Raw genomic sequence first — 13,748 nt, 5'->3', positions numbered from 1 at the left:
CGCCGTGACCACCCTCGCGGACCCCATTCAGACCGGCACCACACCCTCGCCGCCGCCACGCCGGTCCCACCGGCGCCGGAGCTTCGGGTACCCACGCAAGGGCTCGGTCTGGAGCTACGGCGCCCTGCTGGCGGTCGTGGCCGGGTCGGTCTTCCCGCTCTACTGGTCCATCGTCGTGTCCTCGCAGACCAGCGACGCCGTCACGAAGGTGCCGCCAGCCCTGGTGCCCGGCGGGCACCTCTTCGACAACATCGCGCGCGTGTTCGACACGACCGACTTCGGCCGAGCCCTGGTGAACTCCTTCATCGTCAGCGGCTCGATCACCGTCTCCGTGGTGTTCTTCTCGACCCTGGCCGGGTTCGCCTTCGCCAAACTGCGGTTCCGAGGCCGAAAGGCGCTTCTCGTCGTGGCCATCGCGACCTCGATGGTGCCGCACCAGCTCGGCATCATCCCGCTGTACATCCTGATGGCCGACCTCGGCTGGACCGGGCGCCTCACCGCCGTGATCGTGCCCGGGCTGGTAACCGCGTTCGGCGTCTTCTTCATGACCCAGTACCTCGGCCGCGCCGTACCCGACGAACTGCTGGAGGCCGGCCGCGTCGACGGGTCCAGCACGTTCGGCCTGTACTGGCACATCGTCCTGCCGGCGGCCCGCCCCGCCGCGGCGGTGCTCGGGCTGTTCACCTTCATGCAGGCGTGGAACGACTTCTTCTGGCCGCTGGTCGTGCTGCAGAACAACGCGACCGTGCAGGTGGCGCTCTCCGCACTGGCCAGCGGCTACACCACCGACTACACCCTGACGCTGACCGGCACGTTGCTCGCCACGCTGCCGATCCTCGTCGTCTTCATGCTCCTCGGCCGGCATCTCGTCGACGGCATCATGCAGGGGGCGGTGAAGGGATGACCACCACATCCGAAGGCGCCGCCGCGGCCGCAACCCGGCCGGACCTGCCCGAGCTGCCGGACCTGCCGGCCGGCTTCAGCTGGGGCGCCGCCACCGCGGCGTACCAGATCGAGGGGGCGGTCGACGAGGACGGCCGCGGGCCGTCGATCTGGGACACCTTCTGCCGCCGCCCCGGTGCCGTCGACGACGGCACCTCCGGCTCGGTCGCCTGTGACAGCTACCACCGCTGGCGGGAGGACGTGGACCTGCTGGCCGGCCTCGGCGTGGACGCCTACCGTTTCTCGGTCGCCTGGCCACGGGTCATGCCGGCCGGGCGGGGCGCGGTGAACCGGCGAGGCCTCGACTACTACGACCGGCTCGTCGACGCCCTGTGCGGGCACGGCATCCGGCCGTTCGTCACGCTGTACCACTGGGATCTGCCCCAGGCGCTCGAGGACGAGGGTGGCTGGCGGGTACGGGACACCGCCGAGTGGTTCGCCGAGTACGCCGCCGCGGTGGCGGGCGTCCTCGGCGACCGGGTCCAGGACTGGATCACGCTGAACGAGCCGTACTGCTCGTCGATGGTCGGCTACGCGGAGGGCCGGCACGCTCCCGGCACCGCCGAAGGACATGGTGCCCTGGCCGCCGCCCACCACCTGCTGCTCGGGCACGGCAGGGCGGTCGCCGCAGTCCGGTCCGCCGCCGGCCCGCGGTCGCGCGTCGGCATCACGCTCAACCTCTCCCCCGCCGTGCCGGCCAGCGATACCGAGGCCGACCGGGCGGCGGCAGATCGGCAGGACCTCATGCTCAACCGGCAGTTCACGGATCCGGTGCTGGGCGGCGCGTACCCGCCCGGGTTCGAGCGGCTCTACGCCGGGGTGAGCGATCTGTCGTTCCGCCGGGACGGTGACCTGGCGGTGATCTCCACGCCGCTGGACTTCCTCGGTGTCAACTACTACTACCGGGTGCACGTCGCCGACGCCCCGTACGAGCAGCCCGACCCGGCGCTGCGCAGCGCGTTCGACATCGGGGTCCGGCAGCTACGGCCGGACGGGTTGCCCACCACCGACCTGGGCTGGCCGGTGGAGCCGCAAGGGCTGTTCGACACCCTGACCGGGCTCGCGGACCGTTACCCGGGCCTGCCTGCCGTGTACGTGACGGAGAACGGCTGCGCCGACCTGCGGGACGGACCCGAGCCGGACCCGGAACGGATCTCGTTCGTGGCCGGGCACCTGGCGGCGGCGGCCCGTGCGGCCGCCGTCGACGACCGGCTCGATCTGCGGGGGTACTTCTACTGGTCGCTCATCGACAACTTCGAGTGGGCCCGCGGGTACGGGCCCCGCTTCGGTCTGGCCCACGTCGACTACGGCACCGGATCCCGTACGCCCAAGGCCAGCTACCACTGGCTGCGTGACCGCTTGCGGGCGTGGCGGGAACGCACCTCCACCTGAAGCGCCGCCCGCGGCTCGTGGCGGCAACGGTATGCGCGGTCACCCGGCAACGAACCGCCCCGGTTTCGGTGGAGTCGGTTTGGTTGACTCGTCAGGCGCTCAACCGCCAGTTGCCGAACGCCGTCCGGATGCGGCTGGCTGCCCACGCCGATCCCGCCGTCCGGGCTGCCCTGGTTGTCGGCGCCCGTGGCGCGCCCCGCGAGTTGTACGAGCGACTCATCGACGATCCGGACAGGCTGGTACGGGGACACCTCGCCGAACGCGACGACGTACCGGCCGATTTGCTCGCCCGGCTCGCCACGGACCCTGACCCGCCGGTCCGGGCCACCCTCGCACGGTGGTGGACGCAGGCCCCCGGACCGGACCGGCGACTCCTGCTCACCGACTCCGTCGACGAGGTTCGTGCGGCTGCCTGCTCGACCTACTACGCCCGGCTACCGCATCCGGTACCGCCGCCCGACCTCGTGGCGGGACTGCTCGCCACGCGGTCGCCGGCCACCCGAACCTGCCGGTCCACGTGCGTCGCGTCTTACTCGCGGATTCGAGCGAGTGGGTGGAGCAAGCCAGATGAGCTGCGGAATCAGGATGTAACAAGCTCTTCGATCATGAAGGCGGGGCGTGGGCGCCGGGCTCGCCTGGCGGGGCGTCGAGGGCCAGCCTCAGCGCCGCCTCGACCGGATAGACCGGGCAGTACAGCGGAGTGTCTGTGGCCGGCGGGGCCGCGTCCTTCGCCTCGAACGCCTTGCGGGCCCGGCCGAGGTCCGCGAGCAGGTCGGCCACTGACGGTTCCTTCTTCGGCTCCGGGGGCGCCGCCTCGACGGGTGCCTCCGTCTTCGGCGCCGTGATCGAGACGCCGAGCGCCGCCGCGGCGGCGTTGAGCCCGTCCTTCGGCATCGCGGCGGCCAGCGCCGAGAGGCGGCCGACGGCCTGGTCGGCGTACGCGGCGTCGACCGGCACCGCCGGCAGCTCGAACCGGGTTCCGGTCTGAGCGCCGAACGGGGCGTCGCGGAACACCCGGTCGCGGTTCTCGGCGTCGACGAGCACGTGGCGGCCGTCGTGGAGGTCGGCGTACAGGTTGGCGGCGAGCACGTTCCCGTCGAGCAGCAGGTTCTGGTCGGGCACGGTCGCGCGGACGGCGATGCTGTCGGCGAAGGCGAGCACGTTGGCCGCGACCCGCATGACACCCCGGCCGGAGATGTCCAGCAGGCAGCCGGTCGTGGACTGCCCGGTCGAGGCCCGGCCGGTGGGGTCGGCGGCGAACAGGACCGTGTTGCCGCGGATGGTCCAGGGGCCCGCGCCGGGTGCCTGGATACGGACGGCGGTGCCGCTCGTGTTGACGACCACGTTGTTCTCGAACGTCCCGTACGCCGCACTGAGCTGCACGGCGCAGTACGCCGCGTTGGCGAAAACGCAGTTGCGCACGGTGATGCCGCCGCTGCCGCCGCGCAGGTCGAGCAGCGCCGCCGACTGGGAATGGCCCGCGTCGAGGGCGCCGCTGTCGGCGTACGCGTTGTAGGTCGCCCCGTCGAACATGAACCCGTCAAGGATGAGGCCCTCCCCCGAGTCCTCGCCGGTGAGCACCGGATCGCCGAAGATGCCCTTCGCCTTGGTCTCCGGAGTGAGCACGAAGCGCACGGGGTGTCGCCAGGGGTCGCGCGCGGCGAACTCGGCGTCCCACCCGCCCAGCAGCGTCAGGTTGCGTACGGGGATGCGCCACGTGCCCGACCGCAGGCGGCCCGTGTACTCACCTGCGGCGACGAGGACGCGGTCGCCCTCGGCGGCCTTTTCGAGGGCCTGGAACGGGTCGCGGAACGGCGCCTCGCGGCTGCCGTCCCCGCCGGAGGATCCGGCCCGCACGAACCAGTCGCGGCCGGCCGGCCGGGGCGGTTCGGGGGCCGTGACGTCGAGCACGGGCGCGAGGGAGTCGAGGACGATGGTGGCGCTCTGACGCCCGCCGGGCGGCGTGAGGCGATACGTGCCGCGGAGCAGGTACGTGGACTCGACGTCGAGGCCGCGCGAATACCGTACGGCCTCCTCAGTCTGGTGATGGACGAGGCCGTAGCGCGGGGCGAGCGCCCACCACGGGCTGTTGTCGGTGCCGGGCTCGTAGACGGCGACGCCGATGTGCGTCTCCGCGAGCTCGGGGAGGATCTGCGTGTTCTGGTCGAAGCCGACCCCGGCCCGCACCTGCACCGGGGCTCCGGCGAGCGCCGGGTCGGCCTCGTAGAGCCGCGCCCAGTCGACGGCCTGGTACGCCGGACCGGCCGGGAGCTCGGTGAACGGCTCCGGCGCCGCCAGGTCGGCGGGGTGCGCGCCCGACGCCGCGCCGACCGCGAGGGCGAGCACCTCGGCCGGGGCGAGCCGGCGCATGACGGGCCGCTGAACATCACGGTCTGATGTGGACGACAGCTCGCCGAGGCCGGCCGATTTCCGCAGCGCGTTGAGGGCGACGATCGGCGGGCGCTCGTACGTGACGGCGACGTCCACCGTGTACGTGTCGAGCCACGCCGCCGGGAGCCCGGTCAGCTGTGGGTCGCCGACGGTGTTGCCGGCCGCCGAGCGCAGGCCGACGTCTTCGAGCTCCGCGGCGTACTCCTCGGTGAGCTCGGCCTCCGCGCCCGACACCCGGCTGCGCACGATGTCGCGCGGTGTGGCGAAGAACAGGTTGCGGTCGATGGCGATCTGCCCGACGTCGCGCAGGCAGGCGACGGCCGCGTTGCCGCAGCCGACGAACACGTTGTCGGCGATCGCGGCAGCGCCGTTGACCCGTACGCCGACGGCCCGGTCGGCGCCGGAGCCGCGCGGCGGGTCGGAGTCGTCGTGGGCGAAGGCGAAGGTGTTGCGGCTGACCGCGGCCGGGGTCTCGGGGGCGCCGTCGCGGACGGTGAGCAGGCTGAGGCCGACGCAGTTGACGACGATGTTGTTCTCGAAGACCACGGAGTCGCCGCCGAGCTCGACGGCGCCGGAACTGCCGTTGGCGAAGCAGCAGTCGCGGACGGTGATGCGCTCGCCGCGCAGGCTCACCAGCGGGCCGTCCCCGTAGGAGGCGCGCTTCAGGCCGCCCTGCTCGTCGTAGTCGTCGCGCCCGGCCCCGTCGAAGAACAGCCCGTCCAGGACGAGGCCGTCGTGGCCGCCGATGCCCTGGAGCATGTTCGGCTCGTTCGGGACGCGCAGGCCGGTCTTTGCCGCGAAGACCGTCGGTGTCTGCCAGGGGGTACGGCGGGCGAAGTCGGGGCTGTATCCGCCGAGCAGGGTCAGCTCGGGGGTGTCGACGACCCACGAGGAGCGCTCGCCACGCCCGGTATAGGTGCCCGCCGCGATGTGGATGCGGTCGCCGGGCGCAGCCTGCCGCAGCGCGAGCCACGGGTCGTGGAACGGCCGGGCCCGGGTGCCGTCGCCGACCGGGCCGCCCGCCGCGACGAAGAGGTCGGTCATGACTTCTTCACCTCGTCGTCGGCTTCCTCCGTCTTGTCCGCGAGCAGCTTGAAGCCCACCTTGACCGCGTCTCTGACCTGCGCGAACGCGGCGAGGCCCGTCTGTTTGTAGGGTCCCTCGGCCAGGTCCTTGACGTATTCCTCCTCGGTCGCCAGCAGCGACTCCAGGGATTCCGAGGCATTCTCCAGCTCCTCGTTGAACTTCGCCAGCGTGCCCGGATCATCGGTCAGCTGGGCGAAGGCGTTGGTGCTCTCCTCCACGAGCGTGGGGAAGAGCTCGTCGTAGAGCTTGCTGGACTGCTCCTTGGCCGCCTCGGCCCGCGTGTCGAGCCCTCGGTCGAGGACGTTCTCCTTCATCCAGTCCCAGTCGGTGGCCCGGTAGTCGCCGGACGCGCCGATGCCGCGCCAGTTCCCCGCCGCCTCGGCGCCGCGGGCGAAGAGCTTGTCGATCCAGTCCTCGTCGAGCTGTTCGCGGGCCGCGGTCAGCAGCTTGATGTTGTCGACCACCGTCTGCTTCGCGGCACGCTTCTGCTTGGCCGCCATGAGGTTCTCCGCGGTGAGCTTCTCGAAGTTCTTGATCGCCTCGTTGGCGGCTTCCTTGGACGACGGGTCCTTCATGAAGAGGACGACCAGGCGGGCGCCCGAGGTCGGGAGGTATTTGACGAGCAGGCTCTTGACCGTGTCCTGGATGGAGCCGAAGTTCTTGAGGAGCAGCTGCTCGACGATCGCGTCGTTGCTGCGCGCGTTCTTGAGGTCCTCCTCGCACTTCTTGATGAGCGCGAGGTCGGCCTCCAGGACCTTGCTCATCAGCGTGGCGACCTCGGGGACGTCGAGCCGGGCGACCTGCGCCCAGATCTTGCGCTCCCCGGCGAGGAAGTCACGCGGGCCGACCGCGGTCCACCGTTCGTCGACGGACATCGCGTTGGCCTGGCTGTCCTCCAGCACCGACCGGATGTCCGATTCGAGGCGCTCCATCAGCGCCTCGGCCTGCTCGCAGTTGGTCTCCCACCGGTCGGTCAGGCCGTCATAGCCCGGTTGCTCCAGCTTGGAGAGCATCTCCTCGAACAGCTTCTCCCGATCGGTGTCGAAGCGTTCCAGCAGATCCAAGACCTTGTCGAGGATGTCCTCCTCGAACCCCGTAACGCGCATCCGCTGCTCAACGAGCTCGCGGGCGTCATCGACATCTTCCACAAATTTCAGCGTAGGAGCCCTCGGTCACCCGAGGCAGTCGTGAACCCGATCCCTGCCAGATCAAGGATCCGACCTATGCCGCCGCTCGGTGAAGACTGACTCCGGAAGTCGTCGACTCTTCGGGAGTGCACCATGTCATCCCTGTTCAGCGGACCGATACTTGGTGTTCGTATGCGTCTTTCGTCTGGCACCGGGGCGCAGCCGGCTTATAACGGCAAGGGGTGCCCGCTCCGTGGCGGCCACCCCATGCCTTACCGTCCCGTGCGGTCACTCCCCCAGGAACGCACGGACGAGCCTCAGTTGAGGGCGTAGATCTCCGCGGCCGACGTCCACGGGTTGCCGGCGACCTCACTCACGGCACGCAGTCGCAAGTACTGCCCGGTCTTCGCGGTGAACCGGACGTCCTTCTGGCTCGCGTCGTTGGCGAACGCGCCAGTGGCCACGGCCGTTCCCCAGTTGGTGCCGTCGGTGCTGACGTACACCTCGTGCTGGCCGATGCGTCCGTTGGCCACGCCGGAGCCGCCATCCTGCCGGGGCAGGTAACGCAGGCCCGAAACGGAGTAGCTCGCGCCCATGTTGATCTGGATCTCGTGCGGCGCCGGGTCACTGCCGCCGGTGTACTTCGTGTGCCAGATCGTGCTGAGGTTGCCGTCGAACGCGTTGGTCGCCGCCCCGTTCCCGGCCGCCGTCTCCTGGCTGTCGACGTACCGCACCGACCAGCCGGTGCGCGGGACGACGCCGCCACCGGGCGCGCAGGTGGTGGTCAACTGGTGCGCCCCCCGGTCGGGACGGCATCCCGCGGTGACCGCTCCGCCGAAGAAGTCCCGGCTGCCCGGGTTCGTCATGACCTGGCCGCTGGCCAGGGCCGGCGAGCCGGCCCGCAGCCGGTACCCACCGGCGTTGCTGATCGAGGTGGCGGTTCCCGGACCGACCATCAGCGGGTCCGCCGTGCTCTTGGCCGGGTCGGCGGGCTCGCCGGCCGGGTGCGGGTCTGTGGATCTAAAGGCTCTGTCTCACATTCGGTGGTGACGCAGGGTGCTGCTATCCGAGGAGGATGCGGTGGCGGAGCAGGGTGAAGCCGGCTCGTCCGTGCATTTGACGTGCGATTCGTTTGGTCTTGGTGTTGACGCCTTCGGTGGGGCCGTTGCTGTAGGGGAGCGTGAGCGCGGCGTTCACGGCGTCGCGGTCGCGTTCCAGGCCTCTGGTGAAGGCGTGCAGGTGAGGTAGATCGACCGCGCGGACCTGCAGGATCCAGTGCGAGAGCCGGTCGGTGTTCCCGGGCTGAGGCGTCAGGAGCTCGGCGAAGTGTCCGACAGCGGCGGCGAGGTGGGTCATCTCGGGGCAGGCTGCGGTGAGCCGTGCCAGTAGACCTTGGTGCTCGGGTTTGAGGTTGTCGGGCCTGGTGAGGATCATCCGGGCGAGGCGGCGTGGGGAGATGTGGCTGCGGTCGGCGTCCGCGCGGCCTTGGTTGATGTACTTGTGCAGGAGGTTGAGGCAGCCGGTGAAGCCGAGGGTCTTGATCTCGTCGAAGAGGTGCTTGACGCCGACGCCGAGGTCCTCGGCTCGACGTTTGCGCAGGTGTTCGCGGTAGGGGTCGACGAGGCTGGCACGGTATTTGGGGACGGGGAGCATCCGCTCGGGCCGGTCGGCTCGCGCGTAGCGCTTGACGGTGTTCAGAGCCAACTGCAGACGGCGGGCGCACTCCAGCAGGCCCACGCCCTGGTCGAGCAGGTCATGGACCTGGTGCCAGCGTTGCTGGGTTGTCTGCGCGCGGGGGCCGTCGTAGTTGGGTGCGTCCAGGACGGGGGCCCAGCAGGTGCTGTGCGCCTTCACCTCGCTCAGGGCGGCTTCGCACAGGTTGTGCCACAGGTGCCACCGGTCCACGACCTGCACCGCGGCGGGCAGGGCGCGGCGGATGGCCTCGGCGTAGGTGGCCGAGCCGTCGCGGCACACGACCTCAACGCCGGGCGCTCGGCTACACCGTCGAGTCGGCAAGCTGGCGTCGCTAGTGCCGTGACCACGAACGTTCGCGGTGTTGGGGTCAGGCTGCGCGGGCTGCGGGTTGGCCCCAGCGTCGTTGGCTTTCGCTGCGGATTCGGGCGCGTTCGCGGCGTTGGGCGGCCAGGATGTCGGGGTGGCGGGCGTTGGCGTTGCGCCAGCGCAGGTAGGCCTGCAGCCGCCGGGTCAGCGCGGGGTGGTTGGGGTGGTTCGAGCCGGCGATGACGAAGGTGCATAGCGGCCCGAATTGGGCCTCGATCGGGTTGGCCCAGGAGGCGTAGGTCGGGGTGAAGCAGAGCCTGACCTTGTTGTGGGCTGCCCACGTCCGGATCTTGCGCCCTTTGTGCGCGGACAGGTTGTCCAGGATGACGTAGATCGGTGCCCCGTCCGGACGCGCGGCGCGGATCGACTTGAGTGCGGCCAGGGTGTTCGCGGCGCTCTTACGGCGTCGGACGACGCCCCAAAGCTGGTCGTCGCCGACGGAGTAGCAGCCGTGGAACTGCCGGACGCCGTGCAGCTTGTGGCAGTTCGCGGGCAGTCGGTGCGGGTGGCCCGCAGGCGCCCACCCGGTGCCGGCCTGGGGACGGATCACGAGGGGCCCGAACTCGTCGAAGGCGAACACCCGCTGCGGGAAGTGACTGCTCACATGCTCGATCCGGGCGAGTTTGGCGTCCCGGTCCGGGTCGGTGGACTCCTTCCACGTCTTGGTCCGCTGGAAGGTGAGCTTGTGTCGGTGCAGGATCTGCCGCAGTCGCTCCCGCCCGATGCGGATCCGTCGAACGGAGTGAACGCGCAGGTGATCGGTGAGTTTGCGGATGCTCCACCGGGTAACGGTCGCCCCAGCTTCTCGGGGCGGGTGTTGCCGTCTCGACGATGAACTGCTCTTCGTCAGGACTGATCTGGCGGGGACGGCCACCCGCCCACTGAGGGTTTAGGCTGGCCATCCCCATCTCGTTGAACCGGTGGATGACCTGCCGGATCGTGTCCTCGTCGGCCTGGACGAGGCGGGCGATGGCCGGCACCATGTTCCCGCCGGCCGAGGCGAGCACGACCATCGCCCGTCGCAGTCGGATCGGGGAACCGGTTCCCCGGCGGGTGATTCTGAGCAGCTGTTGACCTTCATGATCACTCAGCCGCCGCACACGTACAGGATCTGCCACCGCCACAGCCTGACCGGCACAACGCCGCCCGGCCGACAGGCCGCGCGGCGTGTCAACCAACACCGTGAACGTTCGTGGTCACGGCACTAGGTAGCCGCCACCGTAGTAATCCCTGATGCGAAGCGTGGTACTTGCAAATCAGCGCCTGCAAGTTCAGAGGTCTTCGGCGGCGCTAGGCCGTGAGGACCTACGTGGTTGTGACCGACGCGAGGGCTGTGCCCCCGGTGCGAGCCTGATGACGTCGCCAGGATCGAGCGTCCGGACCCCGGCGTACCCGGGGACTGATGGACTCCGGAGCCCCGTGGCGGGCGTCTTCAGACCAGACGCACCCATCCACGTCGAACCCGTTCCCGGTACGCACCGACCACGAGAAAGTTGAGAGGACTCATGAGTACGGATCGTGTGCTTGGCGGACGCTATGAGCTCTGCGACGTCCTGGGCCGGGGCGGCATGGCCGTTGTTCACCTGGCGCGTGACATCCGGCTCAAGCGCTGGGTCGCGGTCAAGGTGCTCCGCGCAGAGCTAGCCCACGATCCGCTGTTCCGGTCCCGGTTCCGGCGGGAAGCACAGGCAGTCGCCCGCCTCAATCACCCCGGCATCGTCTCCGTTCATGACGTCGGACATGAGCACGTCGAAGGCAGTCGGGCGGACGAGCCGAACGTTCCGTTCATCGTCATGGAGCACGTCGCCGGCCAGTCGCTGGGGGCCCGCCTCCGCGAGGGCGCGCTCACGCTGGAGGAGTCGATCCAGCATCAGGTAGCGGTCCTGTCGGCACTCGAGTTCAGCCATCGCGCAGGCGTTGTCCATCGCGACATCAAGCCCGCCAACGTCATAGTCACTCCCGACGGCGCAATCAAGGTCGTGGATTTCGGCATCGCGCGTGTCGATGGTGGTGCCGGCGCCCCACCAACCCAGACCCACGAACTCCTCGGAACCGCCCAGTACCTCTCTCCCGAACAGGTGCGCGGTGAGGTCGCCGACGCGCGCAGCGACCTGTACTCCGCGGGCTGCCTGCTCTACGAGTTGCTGACCGGGCGGCCGCCCTTCATCGGCGACAACCCGGTTGCCGTCGCCTATCAGCACGTGCACCAGGAGCCCTCGCGAGCCAGCGCCTACCGCACCGAGGTGACTCCGGCGCTTGACGCGGTGCTCCTCACGGCGCTCGCCAAGGACCGAAAGGACCGGTTCCAGAGCGCTCGATCGTTCAGGGAAGCGCTCCAATCCGCGGCGAAGGGCCTGGTCCGTGCGGACGAGCGCACCGACATGGACGCGTTGGACAACGCGATTCCGATCCGCCCGCCTTGGCACACCGCGCCGACGTCGACGATCTCCACCGCATCGTCATCGGACCACTCGCCTCGTCGACCCGCCCGTGACAAGGACAAAGCCGCCACACGATCCACCTAGGCAACGGTCCGCACTGGCTCACCACAGGAAAGAACACCATGGAATACGGCACCGCCGACGGGATCCTGCCCATCGATGCGACGGCCCACCGCTTCTTCCCGGCACTGCCCGATGCCCACTAGGTAGAAATCGAGGGCGTTCCCCACGGGCTGCTCTGGGCGCACGTTGGCGGGGTCAACGACGCCCTGCGCACCTTCATCGACTCCCTCGACGACGAGGACTGCCGCGCCGCCACATGACGCACTCACATCACATGAAGGTGAGGACCAGACATGAGTCCAATCGATCAGCTCATCAGCAATTTCCAGGAGCTCGCCGCCCAAGTGCCCGGGATCGTCCAGCCGTTCATCGTCATGCTGGCGGGCGCGATCCCGTTTGTCGACGGCGAGGGAGCGGCCATCATCGGCATAGCCGGTGGTCTCCATCCCATCGTCGCAGGCGTCGCAGCAGCCGCAGGGAACTTTCTGTGCGTGCTGCTGGTCGTCGCGGTCACCTCACGCGCCAGGACGACCATCGTCGATCGACGACGCAGCCCAGTCGGGGTGAGCGGAGGCGCAGGAGCGCGATCGAGCGCCCTCGGTGCGTACCAGGAGACGGCAGCCACGAAGCCGGAGTCGAAGGGGCGTCGGCGCTTCAACAGATGGCTCGTGCGTTTTGGCGTCCCCGGTGCGAGCATCCTCGGCCCTCTCGCCATCCCGACCCAGATCACGTCGGCGATCCTCGTGGGCGGCGGAACTCCACGCAGGTGGGTCCTGCTCTGGCAGGCCATCTCCATCGTCATCTGGACGACGATTGGCACCGTCGCGGCGTGGGCCACGCTCACCTTCGTCATCGAGGTGTCGTGAGCCATGACCGATCAGCAGGACGAACCACTCGCCGAGGGCGGGGCCGCGACCCTCGGCGGGCCGAAGGACGACGCCGGCACAGCGCCGTCGGGCGAGACCCTGCGCTCCGTCTCGAGTACCTGGCAGACAAGCCTCACGGCGTCCTGACCGTCCTGCCTCGATCGGGCCGACCCTCCGCCAGGCCCCTGCTGGAGAGCCCCATCGTCCAACTCGGCGCCTCGAGTGCGTGCCGCACGGACAGCTTTTACCGCGTAACCCCGAACCACTCATACGCCTGCTCCGGCAATCCACCTCGAAGGAAGACTCATGACCCAGCAAGCGCACACCGTTCCGCCCGATGTCGAGTACCACCGGGTGCTGGCCGGGGAGAGACGTCGTATCGGTCGTGGCATCCTCGCGATCGTGCTTCTGATCGTCGGGATGACGCTGTCCGGCGTCGCTCTCAGCCTGATGGCGGCGTTCGTGGATGCCGCCATCGACACCGACGGGCGCGCTGAGTGGACGCCTCTGATGCACGCCGCCGGCATGGTTTCCGTCGCACTGGTCATCCCGTGGAGCATGCTCATCCAGCGGTGGCTCTACGGCCTGAGAGGCCCCTCGCTGCACTCGGTGATCTCGCGATTCCGGTTCGACATCTTCGGGCGCGCGCTGCTTCTGATCACCCCCGCGTGGGTTGCCGTCATGGCGTTCCACTACTGGGTCCCGCTGCCGCAGACCGAATGGAGTTACACCGACGTGCTGTGGATACTCCTCGCCACGCTCCTGCTCACGCCCCTGCAGGCCGCAGGTGAGGAATACGGGTTCCGTGGGCTCATCTTCCGCGTCGCAGGTGGCTGGACCCGCGGAGCGCGGGCGGGCCTCGCCGTCGGTGTGCTGGTCTCCAGCGTCGCCTTCGCGGTGGTCCACCTGTCGACCGACATCTGGCTGAACCTCTGGTACCTGATCTTCGGCGTCGGGCTCACGCTCATCACCTGGCGCACCGGGGGCATCGAGATCGCAGTGGTGCTACACGCGACGTACAACACCCTGTCCTTCGTGTTCGATGCTGCGCTGCGCACCGATATCGGCAACGTCGTGACGGATCGCGCAGCGGGCGCCGCGACGATCGGGGTCCTCGTTCCCAGCGCAGTTGTCGTCATCACAGCCCTGGTGGTCGGGATGCGCACCCGGCGCAGCGGCCCTACGCGAACACCGCACTCGGCGGCCGCGCGACCCGCGTCCGCGCTCTCGGGGGCGCAGCTCGCGGGTAGCCAAAGATGGCCCTCGTGACGTTCTCGTGGGTGGGTCTCGACCGTGATCAACAGCGCACGCCGTGTCCACGAACCTGCGGTCTACTTCGGTGTGGAGACGCTTGTGAATCTCGCAGACGGCGGCGGGGT

The 13,748-nt window shown here is 69.5% G+C and carries 9 protein-coding genes and 2 pseudogenes; 6 read left to right on the top strand and 5 right to left on the bottom strand.

What is annotated here, in order from left to right; genetic code table 11:
• Positions 1-4 precede the first annotated feature (4 nt).
• Together FHU28_RS15965 and FHU28_RS15960 are read left to right on the top strand one after the other, a co-directional pair.
• On the top strand, positions 5-904 hold the full coding sequence (locus FHU28_RS15965; RefSeq protein ID WP_091427581.1) for a carbohydrate ABC transporter permease: 900 nt from the start codon (positions 5-7) through the stop codon (positions 902-904).
• Positions 901-2,334: a GH1 family beta-glucosidase gene (locus FHU28_RS15960; protein ID WP_184684972.1), complete on the top strand. Its 1,434-nt coding sequence runs from the start codon at positions 901-903 to the stop codon at positions 2,332-2,334. The genes FHU28_RS15965 and FHU28_RS15960 overlap by 4 nt, the downstream gene beginning before the upstream one ends.
• Before the next feature lie 603 nt (positions 2,335-2,937).
• Here the strand turns inward: FHU28_RS15960 and FHU28_RS15955 are convergent.
• From FHU28_RS15955 to FHU28_RS15935, 5 genes and pseudogenes are all read right to left on the bottom strand, one after another.
• On the bottom strand, positions 2,938-5,769 hold the full coding sequence (locus FHU28_RS15955) for a right-handed parallel beta-helix repeat-containing protein (RefSeq protein WP_184684970.1): 2,832 nt from the start codon (positions 5,767-5,769) through the stop codon (positions 2,938-2,940).
• Positions 5,766-6,959, bottom strand: a complete 1,194-nt coding sequence (locus tag FHU28_RS15950) for a hypothetical protein (RefSeq protein ID WP_184684968.1) — start codon at positions 6,957-6,959, stop codon at positions 5,766-5,768. Before FHU28_RS15950 ends, FHU28_RS15955 begins: the two co-directional genes overlap by 4 nt.
• Before the next feature lie 296 nt (positions 6,960-7,255).
• Entirely contained in the window at positions 7,256-7,894 is a 639-nt protein-coding gene (locus FHU28_RS15945) for a discoidin domain-containing protein (protein WP_184684966.1), read from the bottom strand.
• Positions 7,895-8,000: 106 nt separating this feature from the next.
• Positions 8,001-8,927 (bottom strand): annotated as a pseudogene (locus tag FHU28_RS15940) (ISL3 family transposase); the annotation flags it as partial.
• A 73-nt stretch (positions 8,928-9,000) separates the two neighbouring features.
• A pseudogene (locus tag FHU28_RS15935) lies at positions 9,001-10,117 on the bottom strand (IS630 family transposase).
• Positions 10,118-10,504: 387 nt separating this feature from the next.
• On the opposite strand from FHU28_RS15935, the gene FHU28_RS15930 reads away from it, so the two are divergent.
• The 4 genes from FHU28_RS15930 (at position 10,505) to FHU28_RS15915 (ending at position 13,638) form a co-directional block, all read left to right on the top strand.
• Positions 10,505-11,524, top strand: a complete 1,020-nt coding sequence (locus FHU28_RS15930; RefSeq protein ID WP_184684964.1) for a protein kinase domain-containing protein — start codon at positions 10,505-10,507, stop codon at positions 11,522-11,524.
• A gap of 272 nt (positions 11,525-11,796) precedes the next feature.
• A complete protein-coding gene (locus tag FHU28_RS15925; RefSeq protein ID WP_184684962.1) occupies positions 11,797-12,369 on the top strand; it encodes a small multidrug efflux protein in 573 nt (190 codons plus the stop codon).
• A gap of 3 nt (positions 12,370-12,372) precedes the next feature.
• Positions 12,373-12,516 carry a hypothetical protein gene (locus FHU28_RS15920; protein ID WP_184684960.1) on the top strand — a complete coding sequence of 48 codons (144 nt, stop codon included), beginning with the start codon at positions 12,373-12,375 and terminating at the stop codon, positions 12,514-12,516.
• A gap of 159 nt (positions 12,517-12,675) precedes the next feature.
• On the top strand, positions 12,676-13,638 hold the full coding sequence (locus FHU28_RS15915) for a CPBP family intramembrane glutamic endopeptidase (protein ID WP_184684958.1): 963 nt from the start codon (positions 12,676-12,678) through the stop codon (positions 13,636-13,638).
• The last annotated feature ends 110 nt before the right edge of the window (positions 13,639-13,748 follow it).

Origin of the sequence: Micromonospora echinospora (assembly GCF_014203425.1) — a bacterium.
Lineage (GTDB): Bacteria > Actinomycetota > Actinomycetes > Mycobacteriales > Micromonosporaceae > Micromonospora > Micromonospora echinospora_A.
The sequence above is the reverse complement of the archived record's forward strand: the minus strand, read 5'-3'. Positions and strand labels throughout refer to the sequence as shown.